Below are 16,560 nucleotides of genomic sequence, written 5' to 3'. Positions count from 1 at the left end.
CCCGTCCGGCGGCGACGGCACGGTGCCCTAGGATCGGGTCACTGAGGGTGCTGTGCCGACCGCGGGCTGGTAGGGGGACGCCATGAGCCTGGTACATCTGCCACGCAGGACCGTGCCGTTTCTCAACCGGACGAAGCTGCGGCGCGACCTGGCGGCGCTCGTCCGCAGGCGGCGGTCGGAGGGCCGGTTCTGCGGGATCGTCCTGCATGGACTCACCGGGTCCGGCTGCTTCAGCCTCGCGGCGGAGTTCGGCCACGAGCACCGGGAGCTGTTCGACCGCTACGTCGAGATCGACGCCGAGAAGCCGGACGGGCAGCCGGCGTCGCTGGGCGACATGCTGGGCCAGGCACTGGGCTGGCTGCAGGTCGATCCCCGCGAGCTTCCCGACGCCGACCAGGAACGTCTCGACATGTTCCGCCGCAAGGCCGCGGGGCTCCGGTTGCTGGTGGTCGTCCGGGACGCCACCGACGCCGCGGTGCTGCGGCGGATGCTGCGGGACGTGGGCGCCGAGACGACTGTCGTGGTGACCTCGCCGAACCGGCTGAGCATGGTCGCCGACGGCTACACCGTGTTCGCGGTGGCCCCGCTTCCCCCGCGGGAGGCACGGGAACTGCTCGCCGACACCCTCGGGCCGGCGGCGGACGAGCTTCCCGCCGGTGTCCTGGACGAACTCGCGGCACTGTGCGGCGGTCACCCGCTGACGCTGAAAATCCTCGCCGCCCGACTCGCCACCGAGGAGTACCCGGTCGCGGACACGCTGGCCCGGCTGCGGTCGTCGGTCGGGGAACTCGGCCAGGAGGAGGAAGCCGAGCGGCTGACCAGGGCCATCGGTGTGCTGGTCGAGGGGCTGTCACCGGAGCTGACCGAGGCCTACGGTGCGCTGGCACTGCTGCCGGGGCCGGACTTCTGCGAACGCGCAGCGGCGTCCACTGTGGACTCCCCAGACGTTCGCGCCCTACTCGGCGGGCTGGTGGCCCGTAACCTGCTGGTCCGTGACGGCGAGCGGTACTCCTTTCATCCGTTCGTCCGGGCCGACGCCCGCCGCCGGATCGGACTGGAGGCGGGGCGGGCGGCAACCCGCCGGTTCGTCCGGTGGTACCTGGACCAGGCCGTGCCGATGGACGCCGGGCTGAGCGGGCGCTGGCGGGAAGGCCCGGTGTTCCGGAAGTTCGACGAGACCGGCCGGCCCGTGTCCCGGGCGGCGGCGCTGGCGTGGTTCGAGGCCGAGTGGCGGGCCGTGGCCGAGTCCGTGCGGCTCGCGCACCAGGCCGGGGAGTACGAGGTCGCCGCCCAGTTGTGTGTCGCGGTCTTCAAGTACCTGCACATGCACCGGCACATCGACGCCTGGCTGGACAGCCACCGGTACGGCCTGCGGGCCGCTCGCCAGCTCGGTGACCACGGCCTGATCATGCAGGTGAGTTCGCAACTGGGCTCGGGCTGTCTGGCGGCGGGCAGGCTGGACGAGGCCGAGGAGGCGTTCGCCCGGTCGCTGGAGGCCGCGACGACCGCGGACAAGCCGAACGGTGTGCAGAGCGCGCTCGAATGGCAGGGCAAGATCCGCGCCGAGCGGGACGACGTCGCCGGGGCGCTGGCGCTGTACGACGAGTCGGAGCGGGTGATCGACGACGCGGGGGAGCGGATCGCGCCGGGGCAGCGGGACCGGATGCGGGCCCTGCTGGCGCTGCACCGCGCTCGTGCCCTGCTGCGGGCACGGCGGTGGGCCGACGCCGAGCGGCACGCCGCAGCGGCGGTGGAGTATTTCGCCGCACAGGACGAGCGGGAGAACCACGCCAAGGCCCGGTACGAGTTCGGCCGCGCGATCGCCGGTGCGGGACGCGCCGCCGACGCGATCGAGCCGTTCACGGCCGCGGCGGCCCTGTTCGGCGAGGACGGGCTGCGCCGCCCGCAGGCTCGGACGCTGGAGCGGCTGGCCGACGCGCTCGACGCCCTCGGCAGGGCCGAGGAGGCAGCACAGCGGCGCGGGCAGGCACGGGACCTGCGCCGGGAACTCGGTGACCCGCCTACCGGCGAGTGAGCACCAGGCCGCGTCGGCCGAGCGTCACCTCGAACACCTCGGACTCGCCCAGCACGTGGACCACCGATCCGGCCACCTCGGCCGCGGGCCCGCTCGCGTGCCAGGCGCTGACGGCGCCGTCCCGGTGCTGTACCAGGCAGCCGCCGGCCGTGGGCGACACGGCGACGGCGGCGGCCGGGACGTCACGGAACACCTCCGCCGCGTCGCTGCCCCGTTCCAGCAGGACCACGGTCGCGTTGCTGAGCAGGTCGCGGCGCGGGTGATCCGCGGCCACCACCAGATGACACGCGGCGGCCCGCGGACCGTGACCGGGGCGGGCGACCACGTCGGCAGGCCACCGGCGCACGGTGACACCGTCGTCCGCGGCCTCGACCGCGACCCACCAGGCGCGGGCAGCCGCTCGCTCGGGCACGAGGTCGCCGGCGCGGTAGCGGGTGAGCACGGGGCCGGTGTCCGGTTCGGACAGGCCGAGCAGCCGGTAGAACTCCCGGCGCAGCAGGCCGGCGCTTTGCCCTGGCGTCGAGGTCGCCAGCTCCCGCACCGCCCCCAGCGGCGCCCGGCGTGCCGCGTCGAGCTGGGCGGCGAACCGGCTGCCCGGATCGAGCCGGGGCGCGTGTGCGCCGAGGGCGTCGATCGCCGTTCCCGGTACCACGGCGTCCTCCGGGAACGCCGCGAGCAGCACCGGACGCCCGGCGGCCGCGGCGTAGCCGGTCACGGCGCCGTTGTCGCCGATCACCACGTCGGCCGCGATGATCGTCTGCTGCCAGCCGGCCAGCGGCGGGATCAGCCGCAGCCCCGCCCGCAGGCAGTCGGCCAGCCAGAGCCGGATCTGCGCGGGCCCGTGGGCGTACCAGGTGTTCGGGTGCAGGATCGCCGCGACGACGTGGCCCTCGCCGAGTTCGGCCAGCAGGTCCGCGATGAGGCCCGGCCTGCTGCCGAACAGCGAACGCTCACCCCACGTCGAGGTGACCGCCACGACGGTGGTGTCGTCGTCCGCGCCGAGACGGGCCCGGTACCGGTCGCGCTCGGCGAGGCTGGCCGCGATCCGGTCGTGGCAGGGATCCCCGGCCAGTACCGCGGCGTCCACGGCACCGGGAACGGCCGTGGCCAGCCGGTCCAGCTGCTCCGGGTGGGACAGAACGATCGAGGCGGGCACCAGCGCGCCGTCGCGTTCCAGCCACTGGGCGGAAAGGCCGTACACCGACCCGACCCGGTTTCCGGTTTCCGGTTCCCGGTTCCCGGTTCCCGCAGAATACTTAGTGTAGCCAATTCCGTGTGACAGCAACACGAGCGACGCGCTGATCTCGTGCAGGTTCCCACTGTGGTGTGCCGACAGTGCCAGGTCGAACCGGGTGTGCAGTGCCTGTTCCCACGGCAGCACAACGGCTCCCGCGTCGGCGAGGAACCGCTCGACGTCCGCGGACACCGCCGACGCGGCGGGAAACGTGAACACCAGCTGGATCCTGCGGTCGGAGTCGAACACCGGCAGGATGTCGGCGAACCGGTTCATCGCCGTCACCGTGTGGACGACGACCAGCACCGTCCGTTGTGGAGCGATCGTTCGCCACCGTGAACCTCGGGGCCCCAGTGGAGCGGTGAGCCAGCGAGCGGTCGACACCCGGTCACGGTACCGGGGCCCGGCGGCGCACGAACAGCGTGTACACGCCGAGGATCACCGCGAGGCTGATCACGCTGAGGTAGAGCTGCGCGCGGGCGGTCGCGTCGACGAACAGCATGGAGGCGAGCACGGCGAGGATGAGCGCCAGCGTGAGCCAGCTCAGCCAGGGGTAGCCCCACATGCGTAGTTTCAGCTGCCCGGGCTGCTCGGCTTCCAGTCTCCGGCGGCTGCGCAGCTGGGAGCCGGCGATGATGGCGTAGACGAACAACGCGACCGCGCCAGCGGAGTTGATGATGAAGTAGAAGATCCGGTCGGGGGAGACGTAGCTCATCACCACGGCGACGTAGCCGACCGACGTGGACACCAGGATCGCCTTCCACGGCACGCCGCGCTTGCTGGTGTCGGAGATCCAGCGCGGTGCCCAGCCGTGCCTGCGCAACGCGAACAGCATGCGGGATGCCGTGTAGAGCCCGGAGTTCAGCACCGACAGTGCCGCGGTGAGCACCACCACCGACACGATGGTCTCGGCGGCCGGGATGCCGAACCGGCCGAAGGCCGCGGCGAACGGGCTGGTCTCGCTCGGTATCTCCCGCCACGGCGTGATCATCACCAGCAGCGCGACCGAGCCGACGTAGAAGACGATCACCCGCCACACGATCGTCGAGGTCGCCTTGCGGACGGCGGTCTCCGGCTCACGTGACTCCGCGGCGGCGATGGTGACGATCTCCGCGCCGAAGTAGGAGAAGATCACGATGACCACACCGTGTACCACGGAGAACCCGCCGTTGGCGACGAACCCGTCGAGCCCGATGTTGCCGACCGAGAACCGCGCGCCGGGCCACAGTCCCAGCACGAACAACGCACCCAGGACCAGGAACACGACGATGGTGGCGACCTTGACCGACGCCAGCCAGAACTCGGTTTCCCCGAACGAGCGGGCCGAGGCCAGGTTGGTGCCGGTGAGCAGCAGCATCAGTGCCAGGGAGAACACCCACTGTGGCACGCCGGGGAACCAGCCCTGCAGGATCTTCGCCCCGGCGACGGCCTCGAACGCCACCACGCCGACCCAGAAGTACCAGTACAGCCAGCCGATGGTGAAGCCTGCCCAGCCGCCGAGCGCGTCCCGCGCGTACTCCATGAAGGAGCCGAGTGCCGGCGCCGCGGTCGCCATCTCGCCGAGCATCCGCATGACCAGCACGACGAGCAGCCCGCCGATGGCGTAGGACAGCACCGCGGCCGGGCCGACGGTGTGGATCACCGCCCCGCTGCCGATGAACAGGCTCGCGCCGATGATCCCGCCGAGCGCGATCATCCGGACGTGCCGCTGGTGCAGTGTGGGCCGCAGCCCCTCGGGTGCGTCCGCCATGGTGCCGGACGTTAGTGCACGCAGGCGCGCAGCGCTGCCTCCAGGATGTCCACACCGGTGTGCAGATCGGACGGTTCGATGGTCAGCGGCGGTGCGATCCGGAAGATTCCGCCCATACCGGGCAACTGCACGATGTTGACGTGCAGGCCCCGGTCGAGGCAGGCGGCGGTGACCGCGCGGCCGAGCCGGTCGGCGGGGGCCTTGCTCTGCTTGTCGGTCACCAGCTCGATGCCCTGGAGCAGGCCGCGTCCGCGCACGTCGCCGACGACGTCGAAGCGGTCCCGCAGGCCGAGCAGGCGGTCGTGTAGTTCCTTGCCGAGCGTGCGGGCGCGGTGCACCAGGTCGTCGCGTTCCAGCACGTCCAGCACCGTCAGTGCCACCGACGCCGCCAGCGGGTCCGAGACGTGGGTGGTGAAGAACAGGAACCCGCGGTCGTGGCAGACCTGCTCGATCTCCGGCGAGGTCAGCACCGCGGCGACCGGCAGGCCCGCGCCGAGCGTCTTGGACAGGGTCAGCAGGTCCGGGACGACGCCGTCGCGCTGGTGGGCGTACAGGGTCCCGGTACGGCCGAGGCCGGTCTGCGCCTCGTCGACGATGAGCAGCATCCCGCGTTCCACGCAGTGCTGTTTGAGCCGGGCGAGGTAGCCCTCGGGAAGCTCGATGATCCCGCCGGAGGACAGGATCGGCTCGACCAGGCAGGCCGCGAGGCTGCCCGAGGACTGCTGGTCGAGGAGCCGGAATCCGTAGTCGAGTTCGGCCTCCCAGTCGTAGGAGCCGTCGGCGTTACGGAACGGGGAGCGGTAGGCGTTGGGAGTGGGCAGGGTGAGGCTGCCCGGCATCGGCGGTCCGCTGCCACGGCGGCCTGCGGAGAAGGTGGCCGCGCCCGCGCCGGAGGTCATCCCGTGCCAGGACCGGTCGAACGCGACGATCTCGTACCCGCCGGTGTAGGTCTTGGCCATCTTGATGGCGGCCTCGTTCGACTCCGCTCCCGTGCTGAGCAGCAACATCCGGCTCAGCGGGTCCGGCAGTGTGCCCGCCAGCCGCGTGGCCAGGTCGACCACCGGCCTGCTCAGCATCCCGGAGTAGAGGTGATCCAGTGTCGCCACCGACTCGCCGACGGTCCGGACGACGTCGGGATGCGCATGGCCGAGCAGCGCGCTCATCTGCCCGGACGTGAAGTCCAGGATGGCCTTCCCGTCCGCGTCGTAGACGTACGAACCGGCCGCGCGCTCGATGATGCGCGGGGTGAAGTCGCCGCCGTAGCGGACCAGGTGATCGGCCGCGTGCTGCCAGAACGTCCGGTCGTCCATGCTCATTCGACCTATTAGACTAGGTCTAATTGAATAGGTCAATCCAGATCTCGTCGGCCCGGTACGGGCGTTTCCCGGTAAATTCGGTGTATGACCATCCGTTACCTGCCCGCCGAGGCGATGGCGGCGCTGCACCGGCGGCGCGGGCCGGTCGTCGACACCGGGCTGACGGTGATGTTGCTGGGCCCGGAGGCCAACCGGTTCGTCCTGGCCAATTCCGGCCTGTTCCGGTGGCGGGAGGCGTTCGAGGCGCTCGTCCCGGTCGACGGCGAGACGGCGCTGATCGTCAGCGACGGCGCCGACCACACCCGGCGCAGGCGCCTGGTGCAGCCGGCGATGCACCACCGGCAGGTCGACGGCTACCTCAAGACCATGGCCGACAGCGCCGACGAGAAGATCGGCGCCTGGCGGGCGGGGCAGGTCGTCGACCTCTACGCGCAGTTCCGCTCCGCCATCCGGCGCAGCACGATCGCGTCGCTGTTCGGCGAGCGGATGGCGGCCGACGAGGCGTTCTTCGGTGAGTCCCTGCAGCCGTTGCTCGACCTGGTCGACAACGTGCCGCAGGTCATCGCGCTGCAGCGGCGGCTGCGCCTGCCCGCGTGGCGGCGGGCGATGGCCGCCAGGGCGCGGGTCGACGAGCGGGTGTTCGCCGAGATCGGCCGGGTGCGGGCCGACGGCGGCGGGGACAACGTGCTCGCCACGCTGGTGCACGGGCACGACGAGGACGGCGGCCGGCTGAGCGACCAGGAGATCCGCGACCAGACGGTGTCGCTGATCGCGGCCGGATACGAGACCACCAGCGCGGCGATGAGCTGGGCGATCTACGCACTGCTCACCACGCCCGGCGCGTGGGAGCGGGCCAGGGCCGAGGTGGAGTCGGTCGCCGGCCCGCGGATTCCCGACCGTGGCGATCTGCGGAAGATGCCCTACCTCAACGGCGTCGTGCAGGAAACGCTGCGGCTCTACCCGCCGGCGGTGGTGTCCGTCCGCAGCGTCGCCGAGGAGTTCACCTTCGCGGGCAGGCGTGTCCGGGCCGGACGGACGCTGCTGTTCAGTCCGTACGTCACGCACCGCCTGCCCGAGCTGTGGACCGATCCGCTGAGCTTCCGGCCGCAGCGCTGGGACCCGGCGGATCCGGGCTACCGCAAGCCGGGGCCACACGAGTTCCTGCCGTTCGGCGGCGGGCCGCACCGGTGCATCGGCGCGGTGATGGCGACGACCGAGCTGGCGGTCATGCTCGCCCGGCTGCTCGCCCGTGTGTCGGTGCGGCTGCTGCCCGGCCGTCCCCGCCCGGTCGGCTTCGCCGCGATGCGTCCCCGTGACGGCCTGCGGGCCGAGATCCTGGCGGTGGACCGGAACACGTGACGGCAGCCTACGGCCGGGTGGCGAGGTGGCAGGCGGCGTCGGCATGCTGGCGCTTGACGCCGATGGCCCTGAGCCCATCGCGGCAGGCCGCGTTGCCCGCTCCGGTGCCGGTAGACCCCTGCCGGCAGGCCTTCGTAACCTTCGGCCCGACCGTGTAGCCCTGCTTGCGCAGGTAGGTCTGGCAGTCGGTCACTCCCGCGGGTGCGACGGCCCCGTCGGTGAGCGCCGGTGCCGCGGAGGCGGCACCGGCCGGAGCGAGAACGCCCAGTGTGAGAACTGCTCCCGCCGCGAGCCGGGTGATGGTGGTTTTCATGCACCTACCGTCGTCGAAGCGGATCCGGCGGAGCAACGGGTTTGCACCACACCGCAAAACCCCGCCGGCCTCAGTCGGTGACCGCGCCGCAGGTGACGTTGAGCGACAGACGCCCGGCCACGTTGACCGACAACGTGGCGGCCTCCATCGGGAAACTGGAGATGGCGAACAGGCCGGGGTAGGGCACATCCGTGCGCAGCCGGCCCACCTCCCGGACCACCCTGGCGGCCAGCGCGATCAGGTAGGCGGCGGAGAGCCGGTCGGCTGGTTCGTGCCGGGCGCCGAGCGGCTCGGGCGCCACCACGTACCCGGGCTGCTGTGGCCACCAGCAGCCTCAAGGCGGGTCCACTCCGGACTCGATACGGTGGGCGCATGCGAACGCTGCACGTCGTCACCCATCCCGAGGCGACGCACCACGTCGACGGGCTGGTCGGCGGCTGGTACGACTCGGCGCTCACCCCGGCCGGGCACCGCGCGGCCGCCGCCGTCGCCCGGTCGCTGCGCGCCCGGATCGCCGAGGGCGCGGACGTCGAGCTGTTCACCTCCGACCTGCTGCGCACGGCGCAGACGGCCGCCGCGGTGGCCGAGCTGTTCGGCATCGAGCCGGTCGCGGACTCCCGGCTGCGGGAGAAGTCGTTCGGGGAGGCCGAGGGCAGGCCGAAGGCGTGGCTCGACGAGCGTTACGTCCGGCCCGCGCCGGGACGGGACCGGATGGGGCACGACGGTGTGCCGGGCGTGGAGTCCGTCGCTGCGCTGGCGAAACGGATCTACGCGGCGATGGACGACATCCTGGCGCGCCCGTGCGAGAACCAGATCGTGGTGACCCACGGATTCGCCCTCACCTACGTCGTGGCGCACTGGATCGGGATGCCCGTCGAGTCGACCGGTGTCGTCGCGTTCCCGGTCGCCTCCGGCAGCATCACGGTGCTGCGTGCGGACGACCGGTTCGGCGGCCGTGCGCTGGCCTGCCTCGGCGAGACCGGCCACCTCGACGGCCGGTGAAAACCGTTTGCCACCGGCACGCCGGCGCTCGATGATCACGGCATGGTTGCCGCACCGCCGGACGGCCGGGCCGGGATCGACGCCGGCCTGGTCCGCCGCCTGATCGCCACGCAGTTCCCGCGCTGGCGCGATCTGCCGGTCACCCCGGTGGAGTTCGACGGCTGGGACAACCGCACCTACCGGCTGGGCGCGGACATGACGGTGCGGCTGCCCACCGCCGAGGGCTACGTTCCCGCCGTGGCCAAGGAAAGCACCTGGCTACCCCGGCTGGCACCGCGGCTGCCGGTCCCGGTGCCGGAGATCCTCGCCGACGGCGTGCCGGGGGAGGGCTACCCGTACCCGTGGTCGGTGCGGCGGTGGCTGCCCGGCGAGCAGGCGAACCGGGCCCGGATCGACGACCCGGTGCGCTTCGCCGTCGACGTCGCGGAGTTCGTCCGCGCGCTGTGGCGCTGCGACACCACGGGCGGTCCCGCGGCGGGGGCGCACTCCTGGTACCGCGGTGGCTCGCCCGCCCACTACGACGCGGAAACCCGCCGCTGCCTGGCCCAGCTCGCCGGACGGGTCGACACCGGCAGGGCGACCGCCGTCTGGGAGGCCGCGCTGGCGGCCGAGTGGACCGGACGGCCGGTGTGGTTCCACGGCGACATCTCCGTGGGCAACCTGCTGGTCGCCGACGGGAAACTGGCCGCGGTCATCGACTTCGGCACCTCCGGCGTCGGCGACCCGGCCTGCGACCTGATCATCGCCTGGAACACGTTCACCGGCCGCACCCGCGAGGCCTTCCGGGACGCCGTCGGCCAGGACGACGGCACGTGGGCCCGCGCCCGCGGCTGGACGCTGTGGAAGGCGCTGTTCGTCCTGGCCGGCTGTATCGACAGCGACCCGGTGAACGCCGCCGAGCAGCACCGGATCATCGACGAGGTGCTCGCCGACCACGACTCGGTCAGCTGAGCGCGCGCCCGACCAGGTCCGCCACGGCCGCCATTCCCGCCGCGTTGGGGTGATAGGGAACCCGGCCGGGGGAGGTGGTGAACCGTTCCATCCACGGCTGCGCCGCGCAGGCGTCGTGTGCCGCGCTGGCGGCCGCGGCGTCGACCAGGGTGGCCCGGCCGCTGACCGCGGCGAGCCGGGTCGCGGCCGCCAGGCGCAGGGCCACGGTGCGCTCGAACCGCAGCTGGGCCGGTGTCAGCGGCACCCCCTCGCAGGCGGGGCCGGTCCGGGGCAGGATCGTCTGGTAGTTGACGACGAGAACCCTGGCCCGCGGCGCCTTTCGGTGCACGGCGGCGATGACGTCGCCGATCTTGCCCGCGACCCCGGCCAGCGCGGTGTTCATCGCGTCCTGATCGACGTCCGGGCAGTTCGGGGCGCCGGTGTTCTGGCAGGCGTAGGCGAACAGGCTGCCGACGTAGTTCACGTCGTTGCCGCCGATGGTGACCGTGACCAGGTCCGTGCTCGCGGTGACGGCGTCGATCTGCGGGCCCTGCCCGTGCTGGGACCGGGTGAGGATGTCCGCCGTGGTGGCCCCGCTGCACGTCGCGTCGACGAGCCGGAGGCCGAAGCGGGCCGCGACGAGGGTGGCGTAGTTGTTCGCCGACCTGCCGCACGCGGCCGGGCCACCCGGCTTCGGCGGCGGGATACCGGGGCCCGCGGCGAAGGAACTGCCCAGTGCCACGTAGGTCGCCTGCGCCGCCGCCGCGGGTGGTGCCGGTACGCCGATCAGTGCCGTCGCCACCGTCACGGCGGCCAGTCCCAGCCAGTTGCGCTTCACCGGATCATCGTCCACCCCGGTGGCAGGAAGGTGTCAAGAGCCAAGTGGGCACGGTGGCGCGGGCTAACGTCGGTGGAGTCGGGATGTGCGAGCGGGAGGCCGGGTCATGGTGGTGAGGACACTGGGGGTGCTTCTGGGCGTACTCGCCCTGGCGGCCTGCCAGCCGGGTGGCGAGCAGGCCCCCGCCGCGCAGCCGTCGGCCGCACCCGCCCCGCCGGTCGCACCGGTCGCGGCCGACGGGCGCGACTACGCGGCCTGCGCCGACGGCAACTGCGAGGTGCAGGTCAGCGCGGGCACGCGGATCGCGCTGGGCGGCCACGGCGGTGCCGACACGCTCGCGGTCGACGCCGTGGAGGGCCGCGGGATCAAGTACCAGCGGCAGGGCAAGCGCAGCGGCTCCGGATCGCTGTCCACCGGCTGCGTGGCGCGGATCTGGTCGACCGGCGGCGGGTCGGCGTGCAGCACCACCGGCGAACCTCCGGCGATCTACCCCGAGGACGGGATCCTGGCCATGCAGGTGGTCGGCGTCGACGGCGGCACCGCCGTACTGCGGCTCGTCGCCGGAAAGGCCGGGCCGCCGCCGACCTCCCTGGTCATTCCCATGCCGTCGTTCACCGTGCCCACACCCTGAGCCATGTTGTTCGGCGTACTGGGCCCGCTCGACGTCCGGTATCCGGACGGGCGGCCGGCCGAGATCGGCGACGGAATCCACCCGCGGGTGCTGTCGGCGTTGCTGCTGCGGCCCAACAGGTGGGTCGACGCGGACAGCCTCGCCGAGGTGGTCTGGCCGGACCGGGTCGTGGCCCGGGCCGACCGGCTGCTCTGGGACTGCGTGCACGACCTGCGGCGGCGCACGCCGTTCTTCGACGACACCGCGGCCCGCATCGACAGCCGCCCGCACCACCACCGGGTCAACATCGGCGAGAACGAGCTCGACAGCCTGCTGTTCGAGGAACTGATCGACATCGGCAGGGACCTGCTCGACAGCGACGCGCCGCTGGCGGCCGACTACCTCGGCGGCGCGCTGCGGCTGTGGCGCGGCGTCCCGTTCACCCTGCTGGACACCAACTACAGCCGCCTGGAGGCACAGCGGCTGGCGGATCTGCGGTGGGACGCGCTCGGCAGCCTGGTCGACGCGCTGGTCCTGGCCGACCGGGCCGCCGACGCCGTGGCGGCCCTGCGGTCGGCGGCGGCCGAGCCGCCCGGCCGCGAGGACACCTGGCGGCGCCTGGTCGCCGTACTGCGCCAGGCGGGCCGCCCGATCGAGGCGGCCGCCGCGGCCCGCAAGGCCGCCAGGGTGCTCGGGCGGGACCTGGGCTAACGACCGTCCACAGTGGTCGCCATGTCGCCGAACACGAACGAGCTGGGCTCGCACTCGGCGATGAAGTCCGACGGGAACCCCGGCTCGAAGTCCACCGCGCCGTCCAGCCGGCGCACCGCCTCGGCGGGCAGGTCGAGGCCGAGTGCCCCCAGGTTCTCGGTCAGCTGCTCGGGCCTGCTCACCCCGACCAGCGGCAGCACCGCGCGCGACTTGGCACGGGTCCACGCCAGCGCCACCTGCGCCGGGGTCGCCCCGAGTTCACCGGCGACGGCCCGCACGGCCGCGGCCGCCGCGTGGTCGCGGGCGGTGAGGGAGTCCGGGTCGACCCGGGTGGAACCGGGCCCGGACAGCTTCCCGGCCGCGAGCGGCGCCCAGGCGGCCACGCTCATCCCGAACGCCTCGGCCATGGGCAGCAGTTCCCGCTCGACGTCCCTGCGCAGCAGGTTGTAGGGCACCTGCAGGCCGGCGAACGGGGTCCAGCCCCGCCACTGCGCCAGCGTGTTCGCGTGCGCGACCAGCCAGGCCGGGGCGTCGGAGATGCCGACGTAGAGCACCTTGCCCGCGCGGACGGCGTCGTCCAGTGCGCGCATGGTCTCCTCGACCGGGGTGTGCCGGTCCCAGATGTGCACCCAGTAGATGTCGATGTAGTCGGTACGCAGCCTGCGCAGGCTGCGGTCCAGCGAGTGCACCAGGTTCTTGCGGTGGTTGCCCGCGCCGTTGGGGTCGGCGGCGTCGCGGGACAGCGTGTACTTGGTGGCCACGACGAACCGGTCCCGCCGGTCGATGACGGAACCGAGAAGGCTCTCCCCGTCGCCGTAGGCCGACGCGGTGTCCAGGACGTTGCCGCCCGCGTCGGCGTAGGTGTCGATGATGCGCCGGGCCTGGTCCGCGTCGGTGAACGCCATGGTGCCGAGGAGCAGTTCGGAGACTCGCAGACCGGTCCGGCCGAAAAGGCGGTATCGCATGCCGCACAGCCTCTCCGGCCGCCGCCGGGTGAGGGAGGCCCTGACAGGGACCCCCATGGCCTACTGTCGTCGGCATGGCGGACAACCCACTCGGCGGATTCCTGCGGACCCGGCGGGAGGCGACCGGTCCCGGCGACGTCGGGCTGCCCGCCGGCCCGGGCAGGCGCACGCCCGGCCTGCGGCGGTCCGAACTGGCCGACCGGGCGGGGATCAGCGTCGAGTACCTGACCCGCCTGGAGCGTGGCCGCGACCGTAACCCGTCCGGGCAGGTCCTCGGCGCGCTCGCCGACGCGCTCGGGCTCTCCCCGGACGAGCGGATCCACCTGTACCGGCTGGTCAAGGCCGAGAGCGGCGCGGTGTGCGCCCAGGCCGCCCGCGTGCCGAGGCAGCTGCGCCCGACGGTGCGTGCCCTGCTGGACCGGCTCGACACCACGCCCGCCTACGTCGCAGGCTCGGCGGGCGACCTGCTGGGCTGGACGAACGGCTTCCGCTGGCTGGCCGAGCCGTCCGGCCTGCTCGGCGACGAGCCGCCCAACCTGGCCCGGTTCGTGTTCGCCGACGGCAGGGCGCGCACGGTGTTCCCGGACTGGGAGCGGGTCGCCGACGAGCAGGCCGCCGCCCTGCGCGCGGCCGCCGACCTCGGCGATCCCACCGCGGCCGTGCTCGCCGAGGAGCTGTCGATCACCGCGGGCGCCGGGTTCGCCGGCCGGTTCGCGGTGTCGGCGACGCTGCCCGCGCCGACCGGTGTGCTGCGGTGGGCGCACCCGGACGCGGGCGTGCTGACGCTGGCCTACGAAAGCCTGCTGCTGCCCGGGGAGGAAGGGGACCGCCTGGTCGTCCACCTGCCTGCCGGGCAGGACGTCACCGAGGCTGCCGGCACAGCTCGTCCAGGTGCCTGGTGATCACCGCCGTCATCCGCTCGGCGGTCATCCGCTCCGGGCGGGTGACGCCGTGAACGGCGAGCCCGTCCAGCAGGGCGTGCAGGCGGTCCGCCTCGAATTCGACGTCCACTGTGGACGGTACGAGGCCGGCTTCGGCGAGGCCGGTCACCAGCATCGCCGACAGTTCCCGTAGCCCGTCGAAGCTGCTGTCGTTGACCTCGCGCAGCCGCGGGTCGCTCAGCGCGGCGCCGGTGAACGCCAGCCAGACCTCGGACTCGGCGCGACGGTCCTCGTCCAGCGGCAGCACGTTGAGCACGGCCTGCTCGACGGCGGCACGCAGGTCGGGGCCCGGGTCGATCGCGCCCATCCGGCCGCGGATGCGCTCACCGGCCACCTGGAGCGAGAACGCCAGCAGGTCGTGCTGCGAGGCGAAGTAGTGCCGCACCGATCCCTGGACCAGGCCCGCTTCCTTGGCCACGTTGCGTACCGACACCTTGGCCACGCCGTCGCGGTGCACGATCCGCAACACGGCCTCGGCGAGGTCCGCCCGGCGCCGGGCCGGGTCGACTGGTTTACCCACGGCACGTTCTTAGCACAGTTGTGCTACGGTCGCCGTGTAGCACAGTTGTACTACGAGCTGGTGGGGGTCCGATCATGCGTGTGGTGGCGGCGGTCGTGGCGGTTGTCCTGCTGGTCACGGGGTGCTCGGCGCCGCGGGCCGTCGACACGGTGGACACCGGCGGCGGCCGGCTCATCGGCTCGGTGACCGGGGACATCCGCACCTTCCAGGGGATCCCGTTCGCCGCACCGCCGACGGGACAGCGGCGCTGGCGGCCGCCGGAGCCGGCCGCGCCGTGGACGGGAACCCGCGACGCCCGCCGTCCGGCGCCCGCCTGCGTCCAGTCGCCGCACGACCCGGTGCCGGGGCCGCAGTCCGAGGACTGCCTGTACCTCAACGTGACCACGCCGGCCGCCGGGCTCGACCGCCCACGGCCGGTGCTCGTCTGGCTCTACGGCGGCGGTTTCTACCAGGGCAACGCCGCCGAGTACCACGCCGCCAGGCTCGCGGGCAGCGGCGACGGCACGGTGGTGGTGACGCCGGGCTACCGGCTCGGGGTGTTCGGCTTCCTCACCCACGCCGGTCTTCCCGACTCCGGTGCGTTCGGGCTGGCCGACCAGCACGCGGCGCTGCGGTGGGTGCGGGACAACATCGCCGCGTTCGGCGGTGACCCCGGCAACGTCACACTGGCCGGCCAGTCCGCCGGAGCGATGAGCGTCTGCGCCCACCTGACCTCTCCCGGCTCGGCGGGGCTGTTCCACCGGGCGATCCTGCAGAGCGGGACGTGCCTGGTGGAGTGGCCGCCGTATCCGCGTGGCGGCAGGGGATTCACGCCGTACGAGCCGCCGGACGACTACCGGCGGCAGGCCGGCGAGATGTCCGCGGAGCTCGGGTGCCCGGACGTCGAGTGCCTGCGGGGCCTGCCCGCCGACCGGTTCGGCGGGTGGATGGCGCGGTTCTCCCCGTCCTACGGCAACAGCGTGCTGCCCGTCCACCCGGCGGAGGCGTTCCGGCAGGGGCGGTTCCACCGGGTTCCGGTGCTCGTCGGCCACACGAGGGACGAGGCGCGCCTGCCCTTCGCCGGGCCGGTGCCCAGCCCACTGTCCACAGCGGACTACGTGGGCCGGATCGAGGGCGAGTTCCCCGGGCGCGCCGCCGGGATCCTCAGCGAGTACCCGCCGGTCGACGGCGACAACGGCCAGCGTTACGCCCAGCTCGCCACGGATCGCAGCTGGGCGCTGACCACCCGCCGCGCCCAGTTCGAGTTCGCCCGCGCCGTGCCCACCTTCGCCTACGAGTTCGCCGACCGGGACGCCCCGCGGTACGACCGGATGCCCGCCGTCGGGTACCCCTACGGGGCCTTCCACGGCTCCGACGTGCCGTACCTGTTCGACCTCGCGGGCGAGCGGGCCGCGTTCACCCCGCGGCAGGTGGAGCTGACCGGCACGCTCGCCGGGTACTGGACGCGGTTCGCCGCGACCGGTGATCCGAACGGTCCCGGCCTGCCGCCGTGGCCGGCGTTCACCGCCGCCGCGCCACACGTGCAGTCGCTGGCCCCCGGAGCGGTCGGCCCGGCCGACGTCGTCACCGATCACCGGCTGGCTTTCTGGGAATCCGGCTGACGACGGACCGTCCGCCGGTCAGGCACCACACGGCGATCACCGGGTCGCAGATCGCGCAGCCCAGCGAGGAATGGTCGGCGAACGGGACGATCGGCTCACCCCGCAGGTGGTGCACGAGGTCCCAGGCGGTGTGCAGCAGCCAGCCGATTCCGATGAACGCCCACGACTCGAGGCCGCGGTAGGCGCAGTAGGTGACCGCGGCGGTGAAGACGAACTCCCAGCCGCCCAGCCCACCACCGCTGAGGTACGCGGCGCCGGCCCCGGCGATCATGACGGCGTTGAACTTGCGCCGGTGCGGTTCCCGGATGAACGAGTTGAGCACGACATAGACGACGCCGATCAGGACGGCCGAGACAACGATCATGGCGCCGACGCTAGAAGTGGCCACCGGACCGCGGGAGTGGCTGGACTGCCAGGCTCCGACGGATTCTCGCC

The 16,560-nt window shown here is 72.9% G+C and carries 17 protein-coding genes; 8 read left to right on the top strand and 9 right to left on the bottom strand.

The window, feature by feature from the left end; genetic code table 11:
* The first annotated feature begins 82 nt into the window (after positions 1 to 82).
* The gene (locus tag EWH70_RS25605; protein ID WP_130478059.1) at positions 83 to 2,035 is read left to right on the top strand and encodes an NB-ARC domain-containing protein; all 1,953 of its coding nucleotides are present in this window, start codon (positions 83 to 85) and stop codon (positions 2,033 to 2,035) included.
* Here the strand turns inward: EWH70_RS25605 and EWH70_RS25600 are convergent.
* The 3 genes from EWH70_RS25600 to EWH70_RS25590 are packed head-to-tail and all read right to left on the bottom strand — an operon-like array spanning position 2,022 to position 6,329.
* Positions 2,022 to 3,653 (bottom strand): hypothetical protein, encoded by a 1,632-nt coding sequence (locus tag EWH70_RS25600; protein WP_130478058.1) that lies wholly within the window; start codon positions 3,651 to 3,653, stop codon positions 2,022 to 2,024. The genes EWH70_RS25605 and EWH70_RS25600 overlap by 14 nt on opposite strands.
* A 4-nt stretch (positions 3,654 to 3,657) precedes the next feature.
* Positions 3,658 to 5,019 carry an amino acid permease gene (locus EWH70_RS25595; RefSeq protein WP_130478057.1) on the bottom strand — a complete coding sequence of 454 codons (1,362 nt, stop codon included), beginning with the start codon at positions 5,017 to 5,019 and terminating at the stop codon, positions 3,658 to 3,660.
* Positions 5,020 to 5,030: 11 nt separating this feature from the next.
* Positions 5,031 to 6,329: an aspartate aminotransferase family protein gene (locus tag EWH70_RS25590; RefSeq protein ID WP_130478130.1), complete on the bottom strand. Its 1,299-nt coding sequence runs from the start codon at positions 6,327 to 6,329 to the stop codon at positions 5,031 to 5,033.
* A gap of 90 nt (positions 6,330 to 6,419) precedes the next feature.
* On the opposite strand from EWH70_RS25590, the gene EWH70_RS25585 reads away from it, so the two are divergent.
* On the top strand, positions 6,420 to 7,694 hold the full coding sequence (locus tag EWH70_RS25585) for a cytochrome P450 (protein ID WP_130478056.1): 1,275 nt from the start codon (positions 6,420 to 6,422) through the stop codon (positions 7,692 to 7,694).
* A gap of 7 nt (positions 7,695 to 7,701) precedes the next feature.
* Here the strand turns inward: EWH70_RS25585 and EWH70_RS25580 are convergent, their stop codons facing one another.
* Both EWH70_RS25580 and EWH70_RS35895 read right to left on the bottom strand, forming a co-directional pair.
* Positions 7,702 to 8,007 carry a hypothetical protein gene (locus tag EWH70_RS25580; RefSeq protein ID WP_130478055.1) on the bottom strand — a complete coding sequence of 102 codons (306 nt, stop codon included), beginning with the start codon at positions 8,005 to 8,007 and terminating at the stop codon, positions 7,702 to 7,704.
* Between the two features lie 70 nt (positions 8,008 to 8,077).
* Positions 8,078 to 8,311 carry a hypothetical protein gene (locus EWH70_RS35895; RefSeq protein ID WP_205669251.1) on the bottom strand — a complete coding sequence of 78 codons (234 nt, stop codon included), beginning with the start codon at positions 8,309 to 8,311 and terminating at the stop codon, positions 8,078 to 8,080.
* A gap of 68 nt (positions 8,312 to 8,379) precedes the next feature.
* On the opposite strand from EWH70_RS35895, the gene EWH70_RS25570 reads away from it, so the two are divergent.
* Both EWH70_RS25570 and EWH70_RS25565 read left to right on the top strand, forming a co-directional pair.
* Positions 8,380 to 9,009, top strand: a complete 630-nt coding sequence (locus EWH70_RS25570) for a histidine phosphatase family protein (RefSeq protein ID WP_130478054.1) — start codon at positions 8,380 to 8,382, stop codon at positions 9,007 to 9,009.
* Between the two features lie 42 nt (positions 9,010 to 9,051).
* On the top strand, positions 9,052 to 9,960 hold the full coding sequence (locus tag EWH70_RS25565; RefSeq protein ID WP_130478053.1) for an aminoglycoside phosphotransferase family protein: 909 nt from the start codon (positions 9,052 to 9,054) through the stop codon (positions 9,958 to 9,960).
* Here the strand turns inward: EWH70_RS25565 and EWH70_RS25560 are convergent.
* The gene (locus EWH70_RS25560; RefSeq protein ID WP_240687224.1) at positions 9,953 to 10,777 is read right to left on the bottom strand and encodes an SGNH/GDSL hydrolase family protein; all 825 of its coding nucleotides are present in this window, start codon (positions 10,775 to 10,777) and stop codon (positions 9,953 to 9,955) included. The two genes, EWH70_RS25565 and EWH70_RS25560, sit on opposite strands and share 8 nt — an antisense overlap.
* Before the next feature lie 106 nt (positions 10,778 to 10,883).
* On the opposite strand from EWH70_RS25560, the gene EWH70_RS25555 reads away from it, so the two are divergent.
* Positions 10,884 to 11,408, top strand: coding sequence for a hypothetical protein (locus tag EWH70_RS25555; protein ID WP_240687223.1), 525 nt, complete (start codon positions 10,884 to 10,886; stop codon positions 11,406 to 11,408).
* A gap of 3 nt (positions 11,409 to 11,411) precedes the next feature.
* Positions 11,412 to 12,098 carry an AfsR/SARP family transcriptional regulator gene (locus EWH70_RS25550; RefSeq protein ID WP_130478052.1) on the top strand — a complete coding sequence of 229 codons (687 nt, stop codon included), beginning with the start codon at positions 11,412 to 11,414 and terminating at the stop codon, positions 12,096 to 12,098.
* On the opposite strand, the gene EWH70_RS25545 is transcribed toward EWH70_RS25550, so the two are convergent.
* Entirely contained in the window at positions 12,095 to 13,063 is a 969-nt protein-coding gene (locus EWH70_RS25545; RefSeq protein WP_130478051.1) for an aldo/keto reductase, read from the bottom strand. The genes EWH70_RS25550 and EWH70_RS25545 overlap by 4 nt on opposite strands.
* Positions 13,064 to 13,137: 74 nt before the next feature.
* Between EWH70_RS25545 and EWH70_RS25540 the strand changes: the two genes are divergently transcribed.
* A complete protein-coding gene (locus EWH70_RS25540; protein ID WP_130478050.1) occupies positions 13,138 to 13,965 on the top strand; it encodes a helix-turn-helix domain-containing protein in 828 nt (275 codons plus the stop codon).
* Here EWH70_RS25540 and EWH70_RS25535 read toward each other — a convergent pair.
* The gene (locus EWH70_RS25535; protein ID WP_130478049.1) at positions 13,925 to 14,524 is read right to left on the bottom strand and encodes a TetR/AcrR family transcriptional regulator; all 600 of its coding nucleotides are present in this window, start codon (positions 14,522 to 14,524) and stop codon (positions 13,925 to 13,927) included. The genes EWH70_RS25540 and EWH70_RS25535 overlap by 41 nt on opposite strands.
* Positions 14,525 to 14,598: 74 nt before the next feature.
* Here EWH70_RS25535 and EWH70_RS25530 point away from each other — a divergent pair, with 74 nt between their 5' ends.
* On the top strand, positions 14,599 to 16,125 hold the full coding sequence (locus tag EWH70_RS25530) for a carboxylesterase/lipase family protein (RefSeq protein ID WP_130478048.1): 1,527 nt from the start codon (positions 14,599 to 14,601) through the stop codon (positions 16,123 to 16,125).
* Here EWH70_RS25530 and EWH70_RS25525 read toward each other — a convergent pair.
* Entirely contained in the window at positions 16,088 to 16,489 is a 402-nt protein-coding gene (locus EWH70_RS25525; RefSeq protein WP_130478047.1) for a DUF6010 family protein, read from the bottom strand. The two genes, EWH70_RS25530 and EWH70_RS25525, sit on opposite strands and share 38 nt — an antisense overlap.
* Between the last annotated feature and the right edge of the window lie 71 nt (positions 16,490 to 16,560).

This window comes from Amycolatopsis suaedae (genome assembly GCF_004214935.1).
Taxonomy (GTDB): Bacteria; Actinomycetota; Actinomycetes; order Mycobacteriales; family Pseudonocardiaceae; genus Amycolatopsis; species Amycolatopsis suaedae.
The sequence above is the reverse complement of the archived record's forward strand: the minus strand, read 5'-3'. Positions and strand labels throughout refer to the sequence as shown.

What these genes read in the sequence shown, in the direction of transcription:
- EWH70_RS25595 (WP_130478057.1), bottom strand. Translation starts at nt 5,019, where the DNA reads ATGGCGGACGCACCCGAGGGGCTGCGGCCCACACTGCACCAGCGGCAC.
- EWH70_RS25545 (WP_130478051.1), bottom strand. Translation starts at nt 13,063, where the DNA reads ATGCGATACCGCCTTTTCGGCCGGACCGGTCTGCGAGTCTCCGAACTG.
- EWH70_RS25525 (WP_130478047.1), bottom strand. Translation starts at nt 16,489, where the DNA reads ATGATCGTTGTCTCGGCCGTCCTGATCGGCGTCGTCTATGTCGTGCTC.
- EWH70_RS25585 (WP_130478056.1), top strand. Translation starts at nt 6,420, where the DNA reads ATGACCATCCGTTACCTGCCCGCCGAGGCGATGGCGGCGCTGCACCGG.
- EWH70_RS25605 (WP_130478059.1), top strand. Translation starts at nt 83, where the DNA reads ATGAGCCTGGTACATCTGCCACGCAGGACCGTGCCGTTTCTCAACCGG.
- EWH70_RS25550 (WP_130478052.1), top strand. Translation starts at nt 11,412, where the DNA reads ATGTTGTTCGGCGTACTGGGCCCGCTCGACGTCCGGTATCCGGACGGG.
- EWH70_RS25530 (WP_130478048.1), top strand. Translation starts at nt 14,599, where the DNA reads ATGCGTGTGGTGGCGGCGGTCGTGGCGGTTGTCCTGCTGGTCACGGGG.
- EWH70_RS25570 (WP_130478054.1), top strand. Translation starts at nt 8,380, where the DNA reads ATGCGAACGCTGCACGTCGTCACCCATCCCGAGGCGACGCACCACGTC.
- EWH70_RS25565 (WP_130478053.1), top strand. Translation starts at nt 9,052, where the DNA reads ATGGTTGCCGCACCGCCGGACGGCCGGGCCGGGATCGACGCCGGCCTG.
- EWH70_RS25590 (WP_130478130.1), bottom strand. Translation starts at nt 6,329, where the DNA reads ATGGACGACCGGACGTTCTGGCAGCACGCGGCCGATCACCTGGTCCGC.
- EWH70_RS25540 (WP_130478050.1), top strand. Translation starts at nt 13,138, where the DNA reads ATGGCGGACAACCCACTCGGCGGATTCCTGCGGACCCGGCGGGAGGCG.
- EWH70_RS25555 (WP_240687223.1), top strand. Translation starts at nt 10,884, where the DNA reads ATGGTGGTGAGGACACTGGGGGTGCTTCTGGGCGTACTCGCCCTGGCG.
- EWH70_RS25580 (WP_130478055.1), bottom strand. Translation starts at nt 8,007, where the DNA reads ATGAAAACCACCATCACCCGGCTCGCGGCGGGAGCAGTTCTCACACTG.